At 71.1% G+C, this 20,621-nt stretch carries 22 protein-coding genes and 1 pseudogene; 12 read left to right on the top strand and 11 right to left on the bottom strand.

The genetic code is table 11. The features are described 5' to 3' along the window. Positions 1-98 precede the first annotated feature (98 nt). The 3 genes from dapF to miaA all read right to left on the bottom strand — a co-directional run bounded on the left by dapF (position 99) and on the right by miaA (position 2,631). Complete coding sequence (gene dapF, locus ACZ61E_RS20675; protein WP_469701291.1) at positions 99-1,025, bottom strand: diaminopimelate epimerase; 927 nt, start codon at positions 1,023-1,025, stop codon at positions 99-101. A 119-nt stretch (positions 1,026-1,144) separates the two neighbouring features. Next, positions 1,145-1,585 carry a hypothetical protein gene (locus ACZ61E_RS20670; protein ID WP_469701290.1) on the bottom strand — a complete coding sequence of 147 codons (441 nt, stop codon included), beginning with the start codon at positions 1,583-1,585 and terminating at the stop codon, positions 1,145-1,147. Positions 1,586-1,692: 107 nt separating this feature from the next. Continuing rightward, complete coding sequence (miaA, locus tag ACZ61E_RS20665; protein ID WP_469701289.1) at positions 1,693-2,631, bottom strand: tRNA (adenosine(37)-N6)-dimethylallyltransferase MiaA; 939 nt, start codon at positions 2,629-2,631, stop codon at positions 1,693-1,695. Between the two features lie 388 nt (positions 2,632-3,019). Between miaA and ACZ61E_RS20660 the strand changes: the two genes are divergently transcribed. Beyond that, on the top strand, positions 3,020-3,292 hold the full coding sequence (locus ACZ61E_RS20660; RefSeq protein ID WP_469701288.1) for an antitoxin: 273 nt from the start codon (positions 3,020-3,022) through the stop codon (positions 3,290-3,292). 319 nt (positions 3,293-3,611) lie between these two features. Here ACZ61E_RS20660 and ACZ61E_RS20655 read toward each other — a convergent pair whose 3' ends face one another. Continuing rightward, positions 3,612-4,346 (bottom strand): class III extradiol dioxygenase subunit B-like domain-containing protein, encoded by a 735-nt coding sequence (locus tag ACZ61E_RS20655; protein WP_469701287.1) that lies wholly within the window; start codon positions 4,344-4,346, stop codon positions 3,612-3,614. Between the two features lie 82 nt (positions 4,347-4,428). Beyond that, positions 4,429-5,955, bottom strand: a complete 1,527-nt coding sequence (miaB, locus tag ACZ61E_RS20650; protein WP_469701286.1) for a tRNA (N6-isopentenyl adenosine(37)-C2)-methylthiotransferase MiaB — start codon at positions 5,953-5,955, stop codon at positions 4,429-4,431. Between the two features lie 466 nt (positions 5,956-6,421). On the opposite strand from miaB, the gene ACZ61E_RS20645 reads away from it, so the two are divergent. Beyond that, entirely contained in the window at positions 6,422-7,423 is a 1,002-nt protein-coding gene (locus ACZ61E_RS20645; protein ID WP_469701285.1) for a TAXI family TRAP transporter solute-binding subunit, read from the top strand. A 94-nt stretch (positions 7,424-7,517) separates the two neighbouring features. On the opposite strand, the gene ACZ61E_RS20640 is transcribed toward ACZ61E_RS20645, so the two are convergent. Both ACZ61E_RS20640 and ACZ61E_RS20635 read right to left on the bottom strand, forming a co-directional pair. Then, positions 7,518-8,945 (bottom strand): sensor histidine kinase, encoded by a 1,428-nt coding sequence (locus ACZ61E_RS20640; protein ID WP_469701284.1) that lies wholly within the window; start codon positions 8,943-8,945, stop codon positions 7,518-7,520. 6 nt (positions 8,946-8,951) lie between these two features. Next, positions 8,952-9,665 (bottom strand): response regulator transcription factor, encoded by a 714-nt coding sequence (locus ACZ61E_RS20635; protein ID WP_469701283.1) that lies wholly within the window; start codon positions 9,663-9,665, stop codon positions 8,952-8,954. 251 nt (positions 9,666-9,916) lie between these two features. Here ACZ61E_RS20635 and ACZ61E_RS20630 point away from each other — a divergent pair, with 251 nt between their 5' ends. The 8 genes from ACZ61E_RS20630 (at position 9,917) to ACZ61E_RS20595 (ending at position 16,416) form a co-directional block, all read left to right on the top strand. Beyond that, positions 9,917-10,702, top strand: coding sequence for an amino acid ABC transporter ATP-binding protein (locus ACZ61E_RS20630; protein WP_078074730.1), 786 nt, complete (start codon positions 9,917-9,919; stop codon positions 10,700-10,702). A gap of 38 nt (positions 10,703-10,740) precedes the next feature. Continuing rightward, positions 10,741-11,583 carry a glutamate ABC transporter substrate-binding protein gene (locus ACZ61E_RS20625; protein ID WP_469701282.1) on the top strand — a complete coding sequence of 281 codons (843 nt, stop codon included), beginning with the start codon at positions 10,741-10,743 and terminating at the stop codon, positions 11,581-11,583. A 105-nt stretch (positions 11,584-11,688) separates the two neighbouring features. Continuing rightward, positions 11,689-12,357, top strand: a complete 669-nt coding sequence (locus tag ACZ61E_RS20620; protein ID WP_469701281.1) for an amino acid ABC transporter permease — start codon at positions 11,689-11,691, stop codon at positions 12,355-12,357. Further along, complete coding sequence (locus ACZ61E_RS20615; protein ID WP_469701280.1) at positions 12,354-13,292, top strand: amino acid ABC transporter permease; 939 nt, start codon at positions 12,354-12,356, stop codon at positions 13,290-13,292. The genes ACZ61E_RS20620 and ACZ61E_RS20615 overlap by 4 nt, the downstream gene beginning before the upstream one ends. Positions 13,293-13,466: 174 nt before the next feature. Further along, positions 13,467-15,149 (top strand): FAD-dependent monooxygenase, encoded by a 1,683-nt coding sequence (locus ACZ61E_RS20610; RefSeq protein ID WP_469701279.1) that lies wholly within the window; start codon positions 13,467-13,469, stop codon positions 15,147-15,149. A gap of 33 nt (positions 15,150-15,182) precedes the next feature. Further along, the gene (locus tag ACZ61E_RS20605) at positions 15,183-15,269 is read left to right on the top strand and encodes a putative leader peptide (protein WP_311605579.1); all 87 of its coding nucleotides are present in this window, start codon (positions 15,183-15,185) and stop codon (positions 15,267-15,269) included. 77 nt (positions 15,270-15,346) lie between these two features. Further along, positions 15,347-15,967, top strand: coding sequence for a cupin domain-containing protein (locus tag ACZ61E_RS20600; RefSeq protein ID WP_469701278.1), 621 nt, complete (start codon positions 15,347-15,349; stop codon positions 15,965-15,967). Further along, positions 15,964-16,416: a rhodanese-like domain-containing protein gene (locus tag ACZ61E_RS20595; protein ID WP_469701277.1), complete on the top strand. Its 453-nt coding sequence runs from the start codon at positions 15,964-15,966 to the stop codon at positions 16,414-16,416. The genes ACZ61E_RS20600 and ACZ61E_RS20595 overlap by 4 nt, the downstream gene beginning before the upstream one ends. 124 nt (positions 16,417-16,540) lie before the next feature. On the opposite strand, the gene recX is transcribed toward ACZ61E_RS20595, so the two are convergent. Together recX and recA are read right to left on the bottom strand one after the other, a co-directional pair. Then, complete coding sequence (recX, locus tag ACZ61E_RS20590; RefSeq protein WP_469701276.1) at positions 16,541-17,122, bottom strand: recombination regulator RecX; 582 nt, start codon at positions 17,120-17,122, stop codon at positions 16,541-16,543. A gap of 9 nt (positions 17,123-17,131) precedes the next feature. Further along, the gene (recA, locus tag ACZ61E_RS20585) at positions 17,132-18,262 is read right to left on the bottom strand and encodes a recombinase RecA (protein ID WP_469701275.1); all 1,131 of its coding nucleotides are present in this window, start codon (positions 18,260-18,262) and stop codon (positions 17,132-17,134) included. 210 nt (positions 18,263-18,472) lie between these two features. Between recA and ACZ61E_RS20580 the strand changes: the two genes are divergently transcribed. Beyond that, positions 18,473-18,808, top strand: coding sequence for a hypothetical protein (locus tag ACZ61E_RS20580; RefSeq protein ID WP_469701274.1), 336 nt, complete (start codon positions 18,473-18,475; stop codon positions 18,806-18,808). After that, a pseudogene (locus tag ACZ61E_RS20575) lies at positions 18,754-18,997 on the top strand (helix-turn-helix domain-containing protein); the annotation flags it as partial. The gene ACZ61E_RS20580 and the pseudogene ACZ61E_RS20575, both read left to right, overlap by 55 nt. A gap of 75 nt (positions 18,998-19,072) precedes the next feature. Here the strand turns inward: ACZ61E_RS20575 and ACZ61E_RS20570 are convergent. Together ACZ61E_RS20570 and ACZ61E_RS20565 are read right to left on the bottom strand one after the other, a co-directional pair. Beyond that, positions 19,073-20,236, bottom strand: coding sequence for an AI-2E family transporter (locus ACZ61E_RS20570; protein WP_469701329.1), 1,164 nt, complete (start codon positions 20,234-20,236; stop codon positions 19,073-19,075). 115 nt (positions 20,237-20,351) lie between these two features. After that, entirely contained in the window at positions 20,352-20,546 is a 195-nt protein-coding gene (locus ACZ61E_RS20565; protein ID WP_147878199.1) for a DUF3046 domain-containing protein, read from the bottom strand. Between the last annotated feature and the right edge of the window lie 75 nt (positions 20,547-20,621).

Here is a 20,621-nt window from a genome sequence, read left to right as displayed (position 1 = left end):
TTGATGCTACCGACCCCACCACGTGCCTCGGTCCACCTCTCCCCCGGCGTGAACCGGATCACCCATTCGAGCGAATCTGCCGCCGGGTGCCGAGGACTTCAGAGCGTGTCGAGCGACGCCGCCCACGCGCCGTCGAGCCGACCCTCCGCCACGATCACGGCCGGGCCGGTCATCTCGATCTCGCCGTCGGGGCGTTCGGTGATGACGAGCCGTCCGCCGGGCAGGTCGACCGTGTACGTGACGGGCTCACCGGTCACCGCGGGGTCGACGCCGTCCCTGCGGGCCGCTGCGACCGCGACGGCGCACGCGCCCGTACCGCAGGACCGCGTCTCGCCCGAGCCGCGTTCGTGGACGCGCATGGCCACATGGCGGGGGCCGCGTCCGACGACGAATTCGACGTTCACGCCGTCCGGATAGGCCGAGGCGGGGCTGACGGGCGGCGCGGTGAACAGATTCCCCGCGTGGTCGAGGTCGTCGACGAAGGCGACGGCGTGCGGATTGCCCATGTTGACGTGACGGGCGGGCCAACCGCGCTCCCCCACAACGACGCTGACGTCCCCGTCGGGGAGGACGGCGCGTCCCATGCGGACCGTGACGTTCCCCGGATCGGCCGTCCCGCCGTCCGTCTCCGGGGACTTGGCGATGTGGACCTCCTTCACGCCGCCACGGGTGGCGACGGCGAGGTCCCCCGCGTCCACGAGGCCGGCGCGCCGCAGATACCACGCGAAGACCCGCACGCCGTTGCCGCACATCTCGGCGACCGAACCGTCCGCGTTGCGGTAGTCCATGAACCACTCGGCCCGGTCGGCCACGGCGCGCGCCTCGGGGTGCGCGGCGGACCGTACGACGTGCAGCAGCCCGTCGCCACCGATACCGGCGCGGCGGTCGCAGAGCTTCGCGACGGCGGCGGCGGACAGGGCGACCGCGTTGTCCGGGTCAGGAATGATCACGAAGTCGTTCTCGGTCCCGTGGCCCTTGAGGAAGGGGACCGGTGACGGCTGCGCGGCGGGGCGGTGGGTACTCACGCGTCAATCGTACGAGGTGGGACCGACAGCGCGAACGCGGAAGGCGGCGTACCCGCCGTTGGAAGCGGTCGGCTCGGCGGAGGGGGACCGGGATACGGGCGGCGGCGGGCCCCGTCGTCTCACCGGAGGCGGGCGACCCGCCAGACGGCGAGGGCGACCAGGGCGAGACCCGCGGTCACGTACAGGGCGAGAACACGCCAGTCCGGGCGCTCGCCCGAGCCGCGGGGCGGCAGACCGGGCCAGGTGTGGCCGACGCGTCGGGCGGCCATCATGCCCCAGCCCGCGGCGGAGCAGCTGAGCAGCAGGCCGAGCATGGCCACGACGGCGCCGCCGTCGCCCGTCCCGAAAGCCAGGGGGAAGGCGAACATCAGCGAGCCGATGGCGGCGAGCATGACGATGGGAGCGAGCTGCCAGATGCGCAGGCGTCGCTGCGGGCGGAGCTCGACCTCCACCTCGGGAGTCACCGCGTCCGCGTCGTCGGGTCCGTCGGGACTCAGCCGCGGGACTTCTTCCCGCGAATCCCGAGTCCCCTGATCTGTGTTGCGAGGGCCGGCCTCCATCGCCACGCGCCCTCCCAACTCGGACTCAACGGGTCGATCGATGCTCGATGATGGCACGGCCCCGGGCACCGGATTGACGGCCTGAGCGTCCCGATGCCATCACGTGATCAGGCTGTGACCGCTCGTTCGACCAACGTCAGCGCGAGGTGCGGGAGTTCCTCCCGGTCGTCGGCCGCGCCGCTCAGCCAGTGGACACGGGGGTCGCGGCGGAACCACGAGTCCTGACGGCGCGCGAAGCGCTTGGTGGCGCGTACGGTCTCGGCGCGCGCCTGGTCCTCGGTGCAGTCGCCGGCGAGGGCCGCGAGCACCTGCTGGTAGCCGAGGGCGCGCGAGGCCGTACGGCCCTCGCGCAGGCCGCGGGCCTCCAACTCGCGCACCTCGTCGACGAGCCCGGCCTCCCACATACGGTCGACGCGCAGCGCGATGCGCTCGTCGAGTTCGGGGCGTTCGACGTCGACGCCGATCTGCACCGTCTCGTACACGGCGTCGTGGCCGGGCAGACTGGCGGTGAACGGCTTACCGGTGATCTCGAAGACCTCAAGGGCCCGGACGATGCGCCGCCCGTTGCTGGGAAGGATCGCGCGGCCCGCCGGCGGATCGGCGGCGGCCAGCCGGGCGTGCAGGGCACCGGAGCCGCGCAGCTTCAGCTCCTCCTCCAGCCGGGCGCGCACCTCGGGGTCGGTGCCGGGGAAGTCGAGTGCGTCGATGGCGCCCCGTACGTAGAGGCCGGAACCGCCGACGAGGACGGGGGTACGGCCATCGGCGAGCAGCCGGTCGATCTCGATCCTGGCCAGCCGCTGGTACTCGGCGACGTTGGCCGCCTCGGTGACGTCCCAGATGTCGAGGAGGTGGTGCGGGACGCCTCGGCGCTCCTCGGTCGTCAGCTTGGCGGTACCGATGTCCATCCCGCGGTAGAGCTGCATGGAGTCGGCGTTGACGACCTCGCCGTCGAGTTTCCGGGCGAGATGGACGCCCAGGTCGGACTTGCCGGCCGCGGTGGGGCCGACGACGGCGATGACCCGCGGTGCGGGCGCTGCGGTACTCACCGCCCCAGTCTCGCAAACGTGGCGGCCGGTTCCCGAACGAGTGGGGTGACGGCCCCTGTCCGGGGCTCTCCGGGGTGGTCGGCCACTGTGGGCTCCCGAGATCCGGTTCACGGGGCCGGTGTCCTCGGGGGCGTGACGGGACGCTCCGGGCGACGCGGGATTTCGCCCGCACGAGTAGCATATGGAGGTGATACGGGCGTTTTCGCACGGCTTCGCCGGAAGTCCGGACGGGGGTCCGAGCGGACGACTGCGGATACGTGGACGGACGGCGGAAGCGAGGCGCCGCCGACGGCGAAGCGGCCGGCGGCGGCATCGGCGGAGGCGCCCGCGCACAGTCAGTCGGCACAGAGCCGATCGCCCCTCACCGGGGCCCGAGGGAAGGTGACCCATGAGCTTCCTTGACTCACTGAAGTCCAAGCTGTCCCCCGCCAAGGACAAAGTCTCCGACCTCGCGCAGCAGCACGGGGGAAAGATCGGCGAGGGGCTGGACAAGGCCGCGAAGACGGTCGACCAGAAGACCAAGGGCAAGTACAGCGACAAGATCGAGTCCGGGACCGGCAAGGCCAAGGACGCCTTGGAGCGGATTTCCCACAAGGAGGGCAAGGACGGGGGCGGCACCGGCGGCACCACAACCCCGCCCTCCTCGCCGCCGGCTTCCTGAGGCCAGGAGAACGGCCGGTGACCGGCACGTCCTGGGGGCTGGTGGGGGGGGGGGGGGGGGGGGGGGGGGGGGGGGGGGGGGGGGATGGGAGGGGGGGGAGGGGGGGGGGGGGGGGGGGGGGGGGGGGGGGGGGGGGGGGGGGGGGGGTCGGGGGGGGCCCCCCCCCCCGCCCCCCCCCCCCCCCCCGCCACCCCCTCCCCCCCCCCCCCTCTCCCTCCCCCCCCCCCCCCCCCCCCTCCCTCCGCCCCCCCCCCCCCCCCCCCCCCCCCCCCCCCCCCGCCATCAGGCATCAGGCATCAGGAGGCTCTCCTCCGGCCCCTTACGACCAGGCCGCCACCAGATAGCCCACGCCGTACGGCGCGTCGTCGTACAGCAGCGCGCCGCCGAGGGACGCCCCCTCAGCCGCGCCCGCGAGGACCTGCCAGCAGGCGCGGCCCGCCGCCCGCAGATCGGCCGCCAGGGACTCGTCCAGCGCGGCGAGCGCCGCCACGTCGGCCGAGCCGAGCGCGCGGGCGACCTCGGCGTCGAAGGCCGCGGCGCGCTCGTCGAGATATCCCGGCGCCTTGAGCGTGCGGCACGCGCTCGCGTCGCCCAGCACCAGCAGTGCCACCCGCTCCTCGCCCGCCGTGATGTCGTAGCCGCTCTTGACGCACCGGTCCGCGTCGAGTGGTTCCGGGACGGCGAGTCCCTGGATCGGCGCGGCGGTCCAGGCGACGTGGGCGAGCAGCCAGGCGCCGACGGCCAGCGAGGCCGGCAGTTCGGGGCCGGATCGCCCCGCGTGGTCCTCGGCCCCCGGCGACCGGCCGTCGAGTGTGACGTCGACGGCCACCCCGTAGCCCCGGAAGGAGCCGCGCGCACCCTGCGGGTATGTCGTCGGGTCCGTCGCGCCCGCGGCCGGTCCGACGACCACGAGCCGGTCGGGCCGGGAGGCGGCGAGGACGCCGATCGCGTCGGCGCAGGCGTCCCGCGCGGTGTCGAGTTCCGGAGCGGCGCCGGCGGCGACGGCGGGGACGAGCAGGGGCGGACACGGGCACACGGCCGCGGATACGAGCATGCTGCGCAGACTAGGTCACGCCCCGGGCCCGCCGGCGCCCACCGGGGCGCGGGCCGGCCGTGTCAGTGCGCCGCGGCGGGCCTCACACCGCCGAGCAGCCGCCGGTCGCCGCGGGCAGCGGCGGCGGGACGCCGATCGACGGCAGACCGAGCAGGACACCCGTCGGCGCGGACGGGGCGGCGTTGCGCCGCTGCCAGGCGTCTCCGGCACGGGTGCGGCGGATCCGGGTCGTCGGGCCCTCGGCGAGCAGATGGTGCGGGGCCGCGTACGTGATGTCGACGGTCACCACATCGCCCGGACGCACCTCCTGGTCGGGCGCGGTGAAGTGCACCAGCCGATTGTCGGGCGCGCGTCCGGAGAGCCGGCGGGTGGCTCCGTCCTTGCGGCCCTCTCCCTCGGCGACCATGACGTCGAGCGTGCGCCCGACCTGCGCCTTGTTCTCCTCCCAGGAGATCTCCTCCTGGAGGGCGACCAGGCGCAGGTAGCGCTCCTGCACGACCTCCTTGGGAATCTGCCCGTCCATGTCGGCGGCGGGCGTTCCGGGGCGCTTGGAGTACTGGAAGGTGAAGGCGTTCGCGAAGCGGGCCCGGCGCACCGTGTGCATCGTCTGCTGGAAGTCCTCCTCGGTCTCGCCGGGGAAGCCCACGATGATGTCGGTGGAGATGGCGGCGTGCGGGATGGCCGCGCGGACCTTGTCGATGATGCCGAGGAAGCGCTCCTGCCGGTAGGAGCGGCGCATCGCCCTGAGGACGGTGTCCGAGCCGGACTGGAGCGGCATGTGCAACTGGGGCATGACGTTGGGCGTCTCGGCCATGGCGGCGATGACGTCGTCGGTGAAGTCGCGCGGGTGCGGCGAGGTGAAGCGGACGCGCTCCAGGCCCTCGATCCTGCCGCAGGCCCGCAGGAGCTTGGAGAACGCCTCGCGGTCGCCCATGTCGGAGCCGTACGCGTTGACGTTCTGGCCCAGGAGCGTGATCTCCGAGACGCCTTCGGCGACGAGTGCCTCGACCTCGGCGAGTACGTCACCGGGGCGGCGGTCCTTCTCCTTGCCACGCAGGGCAGGGACGATGCAGAAGGTGCAGGTGTTGTTGCAGCCGACGGAGATGGAGACCCACGCGGCGTAGGCGGACTCGCGGCGGGTCGGCAGCGTGGAGGGGAACGCCTCCAGCGACTCGGCGATCTCGATCTGCGCCTCGTCCTGTACGCGGGCGCGTTCCAGCAGTACGGGGAGCTTGCCGATGTTGTGCGTACCGAAGACGACGTCGACCCACGGCGCCCTCTTGACGATGGTGTCGCGGTCCTTCTGGGCGAGGCAGCCGCCGACGGCGATCTGCATGCCGGGGCGGCGGGTCTTCATCGGGGCGAGCCGGCCGAGGTTGCCGTACAGCTTGTTGTCGGCGTTCTCGCGTACGGCGCAGGTGTTGAAGACGACGACGTCGGCGTCGCCGTCGGCGCCCTCGGGGGCGCGGACGTAGCCGGCGTTCTCCAGCAGGCCGGACAATCGCTCGGAGTCGTGGACGTTCATCTGGCACCCGTAGGTGCGCACCTCGTAGGTCCGCTCAACGCCCACTTCGTCCACCGCCGCGGCCCCGTCACTGCTGTCTGTCACCCGTCCAGGGTAAGGGGGAGCCCGAGGTGGGCCCGCCAGTGGAACGGTGAGGCCCGCGATTCCCGTGCGCTCCCCGTGCCCCCTCCCGTTGTCTCTCCCGCGTCGCGGAACGTCAACGATTCCTCGGAGACCTACGACAACGGGCACCGGTCCGGATCAAGCCGGTCGGGCCCGGGAGGGTTTGACGCCCGAAGCCGGGGGTACGGGGTCTTGGCTGCGCCCAGCGCCGGGCCTGGGGAGGTCTGAGGCGCTGGTCAACCCGGTCCCCCGGCTCTGCGAAGGACGTGGGACCGGGGCGCAGTCCTTTCGCCGGGGACCGTCCGACGGCCGGGCTGACGGCCCGGAGCGGTGGTTCCGCGCCAACTCCTTCATTCGGTGCCCGCCCGGCGGGCCGTCGGCCCGGCGGACCCAAGCCGGTGAGGGCAGGGCCTGGTCTTCACGGCGCGTGAACTGGCAGGATCACCGCATGTTCCCCCTTCCGCCCCGTATGAGCCGTCGCACCGCCTTCGTGGGAGGCGTGGCCGCCCTGGTGGTGGCCGGGCTGCTGACGTGGTGGCTGGTGCCCTTCGGGGAGAAGACACCGAGCGGGTCCCTGAAGTTCAGCACGGGCGTGATGAGCGGCGTCTACCAGCGCTACGGGGACCTCCTGAAGGAGGATCTCGCCAAGGACCTGCCCCATGTGTCGATAGGACTGCTGACCAGTGAGGGGTCGCAGGAGAACATCTCACGCGTGGCCACCGGGAAGGCCGATTTCACCATCGCCACGGCCGACGCTGTCGCCAAGTACCAGCGGGACAACGGGCCGGGGGCCGACCGGCTGCGGGGCTGCGCGCGGCTGTACGACGATTACGTCCAGCTGATCGTGGCGAAGGACTCGGCCATCGAGTCCGCGCGGGACCTGCGCGGCAAGCGTGTGGGGGTGGGCCAGGAGGGTTCGGGTGTGCGGCTGATCGCCGACCGTCTGCTGGCCGCCGCCGGGCTGCATCCCAAGAAGGACGTGACGGCCGTCTCGGCGGGCATCGACACCATGCCGGGGCGTCTGGAGTCGGGCGGCCTGGACGCGTTCTTCTGGTCGGGCGGGCTGCCCACCGGCTCCGTGCAGCAGTTGTCGGAGCGCTTCGACATCCGGCTGGTGCCGCTCGACGACGCCCTCGTGGACAAGCTGCACCACACGGCCCCGGTGGCGACCCGCTACTACCGCTCCGCGGTGATGCCCGCCGACGCGTACAAGAAGGCGCAGGACGGTACGGCGGTGCCCACCGTGGCCGTGGCGAACCTGCTGGTGACCACGGACCGGATCGACCCGGAGCTGACCGAGGGCTTCACCCGCACCGTGATCAAGAGCCGGGACCGGATAGGCAAGAAGGTCCACCCGGCGCAGCTCGTGGATCTGCGGACGGCGATCTACACCGATCCGCTGCGGCTGCACGAGGGCGCGCTGCGCTACTACCAGTCGGTCAAGCCGTAGCGCTGCCTTGCACCGACAAGGTGCCGTACGCCGATACGGTGCGCCCGCGTGGTGGCCCTCTCCTGAAGAGGTGGTGCCCGGGGACCCGTCCTTCTCAGGAGGAGGCGGGCGACGACCTCGGGACGGTGAGAGTCACCCGCAGCCCGCGCGGGTCGGCGTGTTCGTACGCGATCGTCCCGCCGCCCGCGGTGAGCAGCGCCCGTGAGATGGACAGGCCGAGCCCCGATCCCTTGACGTTCTGGTGGCGGTTGCTGCGCCAGAACCGGTCACCTATCCGGTCCATCTCGTCGTCGGTGAGTCCGGGGCCGCCGTCGGTGACGGTGATGGTGGTGCGGTCGCTGCCGCCCCGTGCGACCCGCACGTCCACCTCGCCGCCCTCGGGCGTGAACTTCAGCGCGTTGTCCACGACCGCGTCGAGCGCGCTGGAGAGTGCGACGGGGTCGGCCCAGCCGGTGACGGCGCCGGTGCTCTCGGTCAGCCGGACGCCCTTCTCCTCCGCGTAGGCCCGCCACGCGGCGACGCGTTCGGACGCCAGGGCGCCGACGTCGGTGAGCCGCAGGTCGGCGGCGGCGTGTTCGGCCAGCGCCAGGTCCAGCAGGTCGTCGAGGACCTGCCCGAGCCGCTTGCCCTCCGTACGGACGGACGCGATCTCCTCGTTCCCCGCCGGCAGTTCGAGGGCGAGCAGTTCGATCCGCAGCAGCAGCGCGGCGAGCGGGTTGCGCAGTTGGTGGGAGGCGTCGGCGACGAAGGCACGCTGCTGTTCGAGGACGTCCTCGACGTTGTCGGCCATCTCGTTGAAGGAGTCGGCGAGCCGTCGCAGTTCCGGCGGTCCCCCGGCGGCGGCGACGCGGGATTTCATCCGCCCGGTGGCGATGTCGTGCGTGGCGGCGTCCAGGACGCGTACGGGGCGCAGGACCCAGCCGGTGAGCCGGATCGCGGCCCCCACGGCGAGCAGCATGGCGGCGGCCTCGCCAGCCGCGATGTAGAGCCAGCCCTCCAGGGTCCGCGAGCGCATCTGTCCGGTGGGTGAGTCGGTCACGACGACGGCGACGACGTCGCCGTCGCGTACCACGGGCGACGCGACGATCAGGCGCCCGTGCGTCTGCCAGGGCCAGACCTGCTGGGGGTCGTCGCTGCGCCGCCCGAGGAGGGCCTCCTGGAAGGCCGGACGGCCCTCTCCGGTCCGGGGCACCGTCCAGTCCTCCGGGGCCCGCGCCATGGCCTCTCCGTCGCGGTAGAAGACGCCCGCGCGGATGCCGTACACCTCGTGGTAGCGCCTGAGCTCCTCCTCCAGCATGGAGCCGCGCTCGTCGGTTCCGGTGCCCGTGCCCGCGCCGGCGTCGGACACGTCGCCCTCGCTGACGAACTGGGCGAGCGCGGCGACGCGCGCCGTGTCGTCGATCCGGTCGACGACCACGCCCTGCTGCTGGGCCGCCGCGAGGCTCACGGCGAGCGGGAAGCCGAGCGCGAGGAGCACACCCGCCATGAGGACGATGAGCAGCGGCAGAAGTCGGGTACTCACCGGGTACTACGGTCCTTGGTGGGCGGTGGGGGCGACGAGGCGGTAGCCGACGCCGCGCACGGTCTCGATGAGCGCCGGCATCCGGAGCTTGGAGCGCAGGGACGCCACATGCACTTCGAGCGTGCGCCCGGTGCCCTCCCAACTGGTGCGCCAGACCTCGCTGATGATCTGCTCCCGGCGGAAGACGACTCCCGGGCGCTGCGCGAGGAGGGCGAGGAGGTCGAACTCCTTGCGGGTCAGCTGGATCGGGGCGTCGTCGACGGTGACGCGGCGGGTGGACAGTTCGATGGTGACGGGTCCCAGCCGCAGGGAGTCGCCGCCGCCCTGTCCGGACTCCTCGCCGCCGACGCTGCGGCGGCTCACGGCATGGATACGGGCGAGCAGTTCACCGGTGTCGTACGGCTTGGTCACGTAGTCGTCCGCGCCGAGGTTGAGCCCGTGGATACGGGAGCGCACGTCGGCACGCGCCGTCACCATGATCACCGGTGTCGAGCAGAGCTTGCGGATCTTGCCGCAGACCGCGTAGCCGTCCTGGTCGGGCAGGCCGAGGTCGAGGAGGACGACTCCGTAGGGAGACTTCGTCCCGTCGGTCACCGGGAGCAGGGCCTGGAGCGCCTCTTCACCGTTGCGCGCGTGGGTGACGTCGAATCCGTGTCTGGCCAGTACCGCGGCGAGGGCCGCGGCGACATGGTCGTCGTCCTCGACGAGCAGCAGCCTCATGGCCCTCCTCCGTGGTGCGGCGGTCACAGTACGTACCAGGGCATCCACGCCCATCGCTGCCGTGGCAGTCAAGTCACTTCCCGTTAAGGGACGGTTTCCGTTACCCACCCGGTACGCCGAAGCTGCCCTCTTCACACGGAGTGTCCGGTTGCGGCCGGATCGTTATGCTCAATTTCCCCTCAGATGTAATGACGCTGGTCGCAGTGCGTGACTAAGGTCCTCCCAACCGAGGAGGACGGAGCAAGAAGCCGATGAGCGGAGTTTCAGTGACCAAGGACACCGAGGACGCCAGGCCGGCGTCGGGCGACCTGGTCGTGCTGAGCAACGTCAACAAGCACTTCGGCGCGCTGCATGTGCTCCAGGACATCGATCTGACCATCGCCCGTGGCGAGGTCGTCGTCGTGATCGGGCCCTCGGGGTCCGGCAAGTCCACACTGTGCCGCGCCATCAACCGTCTGGAGCCGATCGACTCCGGCAGCATTTCGCTCGACGGGAAGCCGCTGCCGGCCGAGGGCAAGGAGCTCGCCCGGCTGCGCGCCGACGTCGGCATGGTCTTCCAGTCCTTCAACCTCTTCGCGCACAAGACGGTCCTGGAGAACGTCACTCTGGGACAGATCAAGGTCCGCAAGAAGGACAAGCGGGCCGCGGACGAGTTCGCACGGACCCTGCTGGACCGCGTCGGTGTGGCCAACCAGGCGGACAAGTACCCTGCGCAGCTCTCCGGTGGCCAGCAGCAGCGCGTGGCGATCGCCCGCGCGCTGGCCATGGAGCCCAAGGTGATGCTCTTCGACGAGCCGACCTCGGCGCTCGACCCGGAGATGATCAACGAGGTGCTCGAAGTCATGCAGCAGCTCGCACGTGACGGTATGACCATGGTCGTGGTGACCCACGAGATGGGCTTCGCGCGGTCCGCCGCGAATCGGGTCGTCTTCATGGCGGACGGCCAGATCGTCGAAGAGGCGACGCCGGAGCAGTTCTTCACCAATCCTCGCAGCGACCGCGCCAAGGACTTCCTGTCGAAGATCCTGCACCACTGAGCTGCCCGTAACTTTCGAGACAACGAAGGATGTTGACCATGAATCTCCGTAAAGCAAGCGCTGTTGCCGCCTCGGTGCTGGCCCTTTCCCTGACCGCGACCGCGTGTGGTTCCGGCGACAGCGACTCCTCGGGCGAGGGCGACGGCGGTGGCAAGAAGATCACCGTCGGTATCAAGTTCGACCAGCCCGGTATCGGTCTGAAGACCCCCGACGGCTCCTTCTCGGGCTTCGACGTGGACGTCGCGACGTACGTCGCGAAGGAGCTCGGCTACGAGGCGAAGGACATCGAGTGGAAGGAGACCCCGAGCGCCGACCGTGAGACCGCGCTCGAGCGCGGCGACGTGAAGTTCATCGCGGCCTCCTACTCGATCAACGACGAGCGCAAGCAGAAGGTCGACTTCGCCGGCCCGTACCTGCTCGCCCACCAGGACCTGCTGATCCGCGCCGACGACAACATCACCAAGGGCGCGGACCTGAACGGCAAGAAGCTCTGTTCCGTGACGGGCTCCACGTCCGCGCAGAACGTGAAGAACGACTTCGCGCCGAAGGCCCAGCTCAAGCAGAACGCCACGTACTCGGAGTGCATCGACGGACTCGCCAGCGGCGCCGTCGACGCGCTGACCACGGACGACTCGATCCTCGCCGGTTACGCCTCGCAGGACCAGAACAAGGGCAAGTTCAAGCTCGCCGGTCTGAGCCTGAGCAACGAGAACTACGGCATCGGCGTCAAGAAGGGCGACACGAAGCTCGTCGACGACATCAACGCCGCCCTGGAGAAGATGGTTTCGGACGGCGCCTGGGAGAAGGCCGTGGCGGACAACTTCGGTCCGGCCGACTACAAGAACGAGCCCGCCCCGAAGATCGGCAACATCGTCAGCTGAATCAGCGGGCCGTCGTTTTCGTACGGCGCATTCGGCGCAGATGTGGCGCGCCGCCCGTGAGGGTGGCGCGCCACGCCATCAACAAACGCGAGAGCGCGGGAGATCGTGTTCGACTTTCTTGAAGGTTACGACCTGCTAGGGGCGTTCTGGGTAACGGTGAAACTCGCCGTGTTCTCCGGAATCGGCTCCCTCGTCCTGGGCACCATACTTGCGGCGATGCGGGTGAGCCCGGTTCCGCTGATGCGCGGTTTCGCCACGGTCTACGTGAACGTGGTACGGAACATTCCCCTCACCGTGATCATCGTCTTCGCCTCCCTCGGTCTCGCCGACGTCTTCGGCATCACGCTCGGCGCGGCGGACGACTTCGACGCGCTGAGTTTCCGGCTGGCCGTTCTCGGACTGACCGCCTATACGGCCGCGTTCGTCTGTGAGGCCATCCGGTCCGGTATCAACACGGTGCCCGTCGGGCAGGCGGAGGCGGCGCGGGCCATCGGGCTGAACTTCACCCAGGTCCTGTCCCTCATCGTGCTTCCGCAGGCGTTCCGCTCCGTCATCGGTCCGCTCACGAACGTGCTGATCGCCCTGACGAAGAACACGACGGTGGCCGCGGCCATCGGTGTGGCGGAGGCGGCCCTCCTGATGAAGGAGATGATCGAGAACGAGTCGCAGCTCATCCTCATCTCGGCGATCTTCGCCTTCGGGTTCGTGGTCCTGACACTGCCGACCGGCCTCATCCTCGGCTGGATCGGCAAGCGAGTGGCGGTGAAGCGATGACTTCCGTTCTGTACGACGCGCCGGGTCCCGGCGCCAAGCGGCGCAACATCGTCTACTCGGTGCTGTTCCTGATCGTGCTGGTCCTGGGCGTGTGGTGGGTCTACTCCGCCATGTCGGACAAGGGGCAGCTGGAGTGGGCGAAGTGGAGCCCCTTCACCGAGTCCCAGGCGTGGACGACGTATCTGCTGCCGGGTCTCGTCAACACCCTCAAGGCCGCGGGGCTCGCGCTGGTGATCGCGCTGCCGCTCGGTGCCCTCTTCGGTATCGCGCGCCTCTCCGACCACCGGTGGGTGAGGGTTCCGGCCGGTGTGGTCGTCGAGTTCTTCCGCGCCATCCCCGTGCTGATCCTGATGGTGTTCGCGAACCAGCTGTACGCGGAGTACACCGACATCAGCACGGACATGCGTCCGCTGTACGCGGTCGTCACGGGCCTCGTGCTGTACAACGCGTCCGTGCTGGCCGAGGTCGTCCGCGCGGGCATCCTGTCGCTGCCCAAGGGGCAGACGGAGGCCGCCAAGGCGATCGGTCTGCGCAAGGGCCAGACGATGCGCGCGATCCTGCTGCCGCAGTCGGTCACGGCGATGCTGCCGGCGCTGGTGAGCCAGCTCGTGGTCATCGTGAAGGACACGGCGCTCGGCGGCGCGCTGCTCAGCTTCACCGAGCTGCTGAGCGCCCGGAAGACGCTGGCCGCGAACTACGGCAACGTCATCCCGAGTTTCATCGTCGTCGCGGTCATCTTCATCCTGCTGAATCTGCTGCTGACGACGTTCGCGTCATGGCTGGAGAAGCGGCTGCGCCGTGCCAAGCGGAGCACCGGGGCCGTCCTGACCGGCGCGACCATGGACGATCTGGGTGCCACGGGCACGCCGGCGGGGCTCGGCCCGATGAGCAAGACGGACCGCGCGGGCGACGACGCGGGCGGCGGGGGCGGCTGACCGGGACGGTCCCGGGAACGGGACCCACCGACCCGACGGGGGCAGCGGCGCGCGGCGTCGCTGCCCCCGTCACTTGACGGGGGCACCCGCAGTAGGTTGCATACGTTCTGTGATCGCTCTGCGGGTTCCAACCGCCAATCGCCGCATGACCGTACGGGCCGGAGGGATCGCGCCGTGGACCCGGTGATCGTCGTCGGCGCGGGCCCCGTGGGGCTCGCGCTCTCCCTCTGTCTCGCCACTCAGGGCGTTCCCGCCGTCGTGCTGGACGAGGGGGCGGGCAAGGACGATCCGCGGCCGGCCCGTACGGCGGTTCTGCGGCCCGACACCGCCGCTCTGATGGGACGGCTGGGCTGCTCCACGCTCCGTGACGAAGGGGCACGGTGGGTCGGCTGGCGACAGTTGCGGCGCAAGCAGCAGATGCGGCAGCTCCGGCTCGGTGATGCCTCCGGGTCGGGTGACGCGGTGGGGGCCGGTGGTGCGGACGGTGACGGCGCGGAACACGGCGGCCCGGTCCTCCCGTCGCCGTTACACCTCCCGCAGCACGCCCTCACGCGCGGTCTGCGGGAGGCGGCCGAACGCCACGAGCTCGTCCAGCTGATGACGGGCAGCCGGCTCGACTCGCTGGAGCAGGACGCCCGGGGTGTCACGGTGCACACGCGCGGCCCCGGCGCGACGTGGTGGCGCGGAAGTCATGTGGTGGGCTGCGACGGCGCCAGGTCCACCGTCCGCAAGCTCCTGGGTGTCCGGTTCCCGGGCCGTACGGCGGTGGAGCGGCACGCCGTCGCCGCGCTCCGTGTCGAACTGCCCTGGCCCGGTGAGGCCGTGCTGCACCGTCAACCGCCGTGGCGGGGCGGGGGCCAGGAGGTGTCCGCGAGGCCGCTCACGGACGGTGTGTGGCGGCTGGACTGGCTGCTGCCCGCCCGGGGCGAGCTGGTCACACCGGAGGCGCTGGTGGCGCGGGTCCGGGACACCCTGACCGGCTGGTGCGGGGACACACCGCCGTACGACCTGCTCGACACCGGCGTGTACACGCTGCACCACCGGCTCGCGCGGCGCTGGCGCGTCGGGCGGGCCTTCCTCGCCGGGGACGCCGCGCACCTGCTGGGCGCCCTGGGCACCCAGGGACTCGACGAGGGGCTGCGGGACGCCGACAACCTGGGCTGGAAGCTGGCGCACGCCTGGCACCACGGGGCCTCGGAGACGCTGCTCGACAGCTATCAGGCGGAGCGCCGTACCGCCGTCGCCGCGCGGCTGCGCGCGGCCGACCAGTCGCTGACGATACTTCGCGGCGGCGGGGGGCTGCGTACGTACCTTCCCGGTACCGCCCGCGGCCATGACGCGCTCCTCGCCGACGGGCATCTGGGGCAGGGGCCGATGGGCGCGCCCCCCGCGTACCCGCACTCCCCTCTCGCGCCCGCGTACACCGAGGCGCACGCGACGGTCGACACCCGGACGGGGGCACCCGTCGACGACGTGCTCGTGACGGCGCCCGACGGCATGACGGTGCGGCTGCGGGACCGGCTCGGCAGGGGCAGGGTGCTGGTGGTGCTGGTGGCGCCGGGGACGGGCGTGTGGGACCGGCGGCACTGGCTGACCGCGGGTGTGATGCCACGGCTCGCCGAAGCCGTCGCCGCCCTGCCGGCACCGGCCGAACTGCTGGTCACGGAGAGCTACCCGGGGGCGTCGGCGCACTCGGTGCTGCTCGTGCGGCCCGACGGGCACCTGGTCGCCGCCTTCGGCGGGGTACGGCCCGACGAGCTGTACGCGGCGGCCGACGCCGCACGTGGCGGCGCCCCCGAGGCCCCCGCCGCAACGGACCGCCCCGGTGGCCGGGACCGGACAGCGAACATCAATTGACCGTCGTCGGGATCACATGGTGTACTCCGGATCGTGACTGACACCGATGTGCGCCTGTGGCGGAGGGTCCATATGGACCTGGTCCGCTATGCGGGCTGTGTGTGTCGTCCGTCCTGCTGAATTCGCCCCTCCTCTCTCCCCGCGCTCGTCGTGTCGGTACATGACGGCGCCTCCCGCGAACTTCCAGGACGGTCTTCATGTCTGCTTCTCTCGACACCCCCGCAGCTTCCGCTTCGGCGCCAACTGCCCTTGTTTCCAAGGCTGTTGGCTCTCATGCCGTGCCACCCGGCTCCTCGGCCGGCGGTGCGGCCCCGGTGGTGTCCGGCGTGCCGACGCAGACCGAGTTGCTCGACTTCGTCCGGCGTACGGCGGCCGACGCCGAGCTCGTCTCGACGCTTCCTCTCGATCCCGAGGGCCGTACGTGGATCCGTCTCGACGGCCCCGCCGGCAGTGAGGCGTGGATCATCAGCTGGCCGCCCGGCACAGGGACCGGCTGGCACGACCACGGCGGCTCGTACGGCGCCTTCGCCACGGCCGCCGGCGCGCTCCAGGAGGACTCGCTGGCGGCCAGGCTGCCCACCGAGGGGTGGAAGACCCTGGAACTGGCCGAAGGGGTGGACAGGGAGCGGAAGTTGACGAAGGGCGACGCCAGGGCCTTCGGCAGCCACCACGTGCACGAGGTGCGCAACGAGTCGGACACGGAGCACGCCGTGTCGGTGCACGCCTACTACCCGCCGCTGCCGCTGATGCGCCGCTACAGCCGCACCGGCGCGGTGCTCCGCCTGGAGCAGGTCGAGCGTCCGCAGGAGTGGCAGTGAGCGGCGGGCCGACCGGCCGGCCGGGGCCCAAAGCGCACAGGGCGCCGGAGGCATCCGCGACACCCGTGGCGCCTGTGGGTATCGACGAACTGCTGGAGCGGGTCCGTGCGGGGCTCGACCGGATCGAACCGCGGGATGCCTTCGCCGCCGCGTCGGACGGGGCTCTGCTGGTCGACATCCGGTACGCGGAGCTGCGGGACCGTGACGGACTGATACCCGGCGCGCTGGTCGTCGAGCGCAACGAGCTGGAGTGGCGCCTCGACCCGCTGGGCAGCCATCGGGCGGCGGAGGCCACGAGCCACGATCTGCGCGTCGTGGTGATCTGCAACGAGGGCTACGCGTCGAGTCTCGCGGCGGTCTCACTGCGGCAGTTGGGACTGCACCGCGCGACGGATCTCGTCGGCGGCTTCCAGGCATGGAAGGCCGAAGGACTGCCGGTCTCGCGCTGAACCGGTCGGCGGTCACGAGTCCGATCCCCGGCCGGCCCCCCGCGCGGGCCGGGACTCGTTCGTCGTGCCGCTGCTTCGGCCGCCCGTCGGGTGCCGGCTCATCGGCGCCCAGGAGACGTCCTCCTCAGTGGAAACCCTCGTCCAGTCCCTCCGTGGACTCGCCCTCCGCCTCCAGTGCCTGCTTGACCACCCGCAGGGCCACACCCTGCGGATATCCCTTGCGGGCCAGCATGCCCGCGAGCCTGCGCACCCGTCTGTCGCGCTCCATGCCACGGGTGGAGCGGAGCTTACGGGCGACCAGCTCCCGCGCGGTCGCCTCCTCCTGTTCGGAGTCGAGCTGCCCCACCGCCTCGTCGATCAGGTCGGAGTCCACCCCCTTGGTGCGCAGTTCACGTACCAGAGCGCGCCGGGCCAGGCCCCGGCCGTGGTGCCGGGACTCCACCCAGGCGTCGGCGAACGCCGCGTCGTTGATCAGTCCCACATCCTCGAAGCGGGAGAGGACCTCCGCCGCGACATCCTCGGGGATGTCGCGCTTCTCCAACGCGTCCGCCAGCTGTTTCCGGGTGCGCGGGGTCCCGGTGAGCAGGCGCAGACAGATCGCCCGCGCCCGCTCCGCCGGGTCCTGGGGCGGCAGCTCCTTCTCGGCCCTCGACGAGTCGGGGCTGCCGCCCTGCCGCTCAGTTCGCCGCCTGTTCGCGTAAGGCACGGCGCCGAACTAGCTCTTTGCCGCCGCCGCCTTGGCCGACTTGGCCTTGGTGGCGGGAGCCGGCACTGTCTTCGCCGCGTCGGCCGGGGCGCCCGCGGCGGCACCCGCCGCGTCCGCTCCGGTCTCGGCCGCGAGCGCCTCGGGCTGGGCACCGACCCCCAGCTTCGTCAGGATCTTCTTCTCGATCTCGTCGGCGAGATCGGGGTTGTCCTTGAGGAAGTTGCGGGCGTTCTCCTTGCCCTGGCCGAGCTGGTCGCCCTCGTACGTGTACCAGGCTCCGGCCTTGCGGACGAAGCCCTCCTCCACCCCCATGTCGATCAGACCGCCCTCGCGGCTGATCCCCTGGCCGTAGAGGATGTCGAACTCGGCCTGCTTGAAGGGCGGCGAGACCTTGTTCTTGACGACCTTGACGCGGGTGCGGTTGCCGACGGCCTCGGTACCGTCCTTCAGCGTCTCGATACGGCGGATGTCGAGCCGCACCGAGGCGTAGAACTTCAGCGCCCGACCACCGGTCGTGGTCTCCGGCGAGCCGAACATCACGCCGATCTTCTCGCGGAGCTGGTTGATGAAGATGGCCGTGGTCTTGGACTGGTTGAGCGCACTGGTGATCTTCCGGAGCGCCTGGCTCATCAGCCGCGCCTGAAGACCCACGTGCGAGTCGCCCATCTCGCCCTCGATCTCCGCTCGCGGCACCAGGGCCGCGACGGAGTCGATGACGATGAGGTCGAGCGCACCGGAGCGGACCAGCATGTCCACGATCTCCAGGGCCTGCTCGCCGTTGTCGGGCTGGGAGAGCAGCAGGCTGTCGATGTCGACGCCGAGCTTCTTCGCGTACTCCGGGTCGAGCGCGTGCTCGGCGTCCACGAAGGCCACCGTGCCGCCCGCCTTCTGGGCGTTCGCCACCGCGTGCAGCGTCAGCGTCGTCTTGCCGGAGGACTCCGGTCCGTACACCTCCACCACACGGCCGCGCGGGATGCCGCCGACTCCGAGCGCGACATCGAGTGCGGTCGACCCGGTGGGGATGACCTCGATGGGCTCGTTCGGCCGCTCGCCGAGGCGCATCACCGCGCCCTTGCCGAATTGCCGTTCAATTTGGGCGAGAGCGGCGTCCAGCGCCTTCTCGCGGTCGGATCCTGCCATGGGTTCCACCCGATTTGCTTGTGTCGATCGCTTCACATCGAAGACGCTATCCCCTGCCACTGACAATGGGCCTCGACGTCCTCCCGCCTGTGGAAAACTCCGGCCTCCGGTGCCCCGGACAACCGGCCGGACCCCCATCAGAATGCTTGTTCGATTTTGGTGTCAAGCGATCTCGCGGGCGTGTCGCCGAGCGGACACCAAGCCGGGGCCGTGGCCGGCGCCCGTGGCCGGCCCCGTCGCGGCGGGCGCGGCTACTCGCGTGTCCCCGCCGGCGCGACCGGACTCGTGCGCAGCGTTGGCGGCGCGGGGACGACAGCGGCCAGCACCGCCGGCCGGGGCGACGGGGCCGCAGGTGCTCCCCCAGGGCACGACCAGGGGCGACCGGACGGGGAGCAGCGCGAGGGCGCCCCGTACGCCGAGGAGGTTGAGGCCAGCCACGACGGCGCCGAGGAGGGCGCCCACCGCCCCGACGACCAGCGCCCCGGCCGCGACCAGAGGTCGTACGGCAGTTGCTCCGGCACCGCCGCGACCCGCTGTCGAGGCTGACGCCGCGAGCGGGAGGTGCCGGAGCTGACGGCGGAGGGCCGGTCCAACGCCGCCGTCGCCGCGGCGTTGCACGTCAGTGAGGGAACGGTCAGCAAGCACTTCGGCAGCATCCTCACGGAGCCGGACCTCTCCCTGACGGACGCGACGAACCGCCGCGTGCTGGCGGTGCTCGCCTATCTGCGCGGCTGACACCCGGCCTCTCGGGGCCCGTTCGGGGCCCCGCCGGGCGTCGCTCTCCGACTACGCGTCGCTCTCCGACTACGGCTACCGGGCGTCGCTCTCCGGGCGCGACGGCCGGGGTCGCGGGCGCAGGCGCGCGCTGCTCCGGCGCAGCGTCCGGCGCATCCGCGCCAGCGTGCGCCCGCTGCCCCGGCGCCGGTGACCGAGGACACGCGGATCGTCCGTCACGTCGTAGCGCTTCACATACGCCCCGAGAAAGGCCTGAAGTGTCGCCACGGCGGGGATGGCGATCAGCGCGCCGACGGCGCCGAGCAGCGCCGTACCGGCGACGACCGAGCCGAAGGCCACGGCGGGATGGATGTCGACCGTCCTGGCGGTGAGCTTGGGCTGGAGTACGTAGTTCTCGAACTGCTGGTAGATCACCACGAAACCGAGCACCCACAGCGCGTACCAGGGGTCGACGGTGAAGGCGATCAGCATCGGCAGGGCGCCGGCCAGGTAGGTGCCGATGGTCGGCAGGAACTGCGAGACGAGACCCACCCACACGGCGAGCACCGGCGCGTAGGGGACTCCGAGGATCTCCAGCAGGATGTAGTGCGCGGCGCCGGAGATGAGCGCCATCAGTCCGCGCGAGTAGATGTAGCCGCCGGTCTTGTCGACCGCGATCTCCCAGGCGCGCAGTACCTCGACCTGCTTGGCCGGGGGCAGGACGGAGCACACGGTGCGGCGCAGCCGAGGTCCGTCGGCGGCGAAGTAGAACGAGAACAGGAAGATCGTCAGGAGCCGGAAGAGGCCGCCGAGCACGGTGGTGGAGACGTCGAGCACGCCGCTGGCGCTGTTCTGGACGTATTTCTGGAGCCAGTCGGAGTGGAGCAGGCTGTCCTGGACGGCCACCCGTGACAGCTCGGTACGGAAGCTCAGGTTGATCCAGTTGATGAGCGAGTCGAGGTACCTGGGGAACTCGTCGACGATCTCGATGATCTGGCCCGCGAGCATCGAGCCCAGCAGCACCACGAACCCGACGCTCGCGACCAGGACGGCGAAGAAGACCAGGAACGTCGCCAGTCCGCGCCGTATACCGAGGGTCGCCATCCTGCTGACGGCCGGCTCTACCGCCAGGGCGAGGAAGAACGCGATCAGGATGTTTATCAGCAGCCCGAGGAGCTGGTGGAACGCCCAACTGCCCAGTTGGAAACAGGCGATGAGGGTCAGTGCGAGCACCATGGCACGCGGCAGCCAGCGGGGCATGCGGGCCGCCCCGTCGCGGTTCCCCGCCGCGGGAGGCGGCGGCGGGGCGGACGGCTGGGGTTCCTGGGCTGTTTCGTCGGTCAGTGCCACGGAGCAAGTGTCGCGTACGTTTACGTCACCGTTTGTCGGCGGGCACGCCCATGGCGGCGCAGACCGCCCTCCAGACGTCCTTGGCCTCCCATCCGGCGGCGAGGGCCTCGTGCACCGTACGGCCGCCGAGCTCCGCCATCACATGGTCGCGCGCGAAGGAGTCCGCGTACGCGGGGCCGAAGTGGTCCGCCATCCGTTCCCAGAAAATCGTCAACCGCATGACGTCAGTATCCCGCTCCCGGGAGTGCGGCCGGAGCCGTTCGCCCGGCGGGACGCGAACGGACGCAAACGGCTC

Source organism: Streptomyces sp. NPDC104581, from assembly GCF_055583685.1.
The sequence above is the reverse complement of the archived record's forward strand: the minus strand, read 5'-3'. Positions and strand labels throughout refer to the sequence as shown.

Excerpts from the sequence above, each read along its gene's own strand:
- ACZ61E_RS20670 (WP_469701290.1), bottom strand. The coding sequence starts at position 1,585 with ATGGAGGCCGGCCCTCGCAACACAGATCAGGGGACTCGGGATTCGCGG.
- ACZ61E_RS20660 (WP_469701288.1), top strand. The coding sequence starts at position 3,020 with ATGAGCTTCCTTGACTCACTGAAGTCCAAGCTGTCCCCCGCCAAGGAC.
- ACZ61E_RS20655 (WP_469701287.1), bottom strand. The coding sequence starts at position 4,346 with ATGCTCGTATCCGCGGCCGTGTGCCCGTGTCCGCCCCTGCTCGTCCCC.
- ACZ61E_RS20645 (WP_469701285.1), top strand. The coding sequence starts at position 6,422 with ATGTTCCCCCTTCCGCCCCGTATGAGCCGTCGCACCGCCTTCGTGGGA.
- ACZ61E_RS20635 (WP_469701283.1), bottom strand. The coding sequence starts at position 9,665 with ATGAGGCTGCTGCTCGTCGAGGACGACGACCATGTCGCCGCGGCCCTC.
- ACZ61E_RS20630 (WP_078074730.1), top strand. The coding sequence starts at position 9,917 with ATGAGCGGAGTTTCAGTGACCAAGGACACCGAGGACGCCAGGCCGGCG.
- ACZ61E_RS20625 (WP_469701282.1), top strand. The coding sequence starts at position 10,741 with ATGAATCTCCGTAAAGCAAGCGCTGTTGCCGCCTCGGTGCTGGCCCTT.
- ACZ61E_RS20615 (WP_469701280.1), top strand. The coding sequence starts at position 12,354 with ATGACTTCCGTTCTGTACGACGCGCCGGGTCCCGGCGCCAAGCGGCGC.
- ACZ61E_RS20600 (WP_469701278.1), top strand. The coding sequence starts at position 15,347 with ATGTCTGCTTCTCTCGACACCCCCGCAGCTTCCGCTTCGGCGCCAACT.
- recA (WP_469701275.1), bottom strand. The coding sequence starts at position 18,262 with ATGGCAGGATCCGACCGCGAGAAGGCGCTGGACGCCGCTCTCGCCCAA.
- ACZ61E_RS20570 (WP_469701329.1), bottom strand. The coding sequence starts at position 20,236 with ATGCCCCGCTGGCTGCCGCGTGCCATGGTGCTCGCACTGACCCTCATC.
- ACZ61E_RS20565 (WP_147878199.1), bottom strand. The coding sequence starts at position 20,546 with ATGCGGTTGACGATTTTCTGGGAACGGATGGCGGACCACTTCGGCCCC.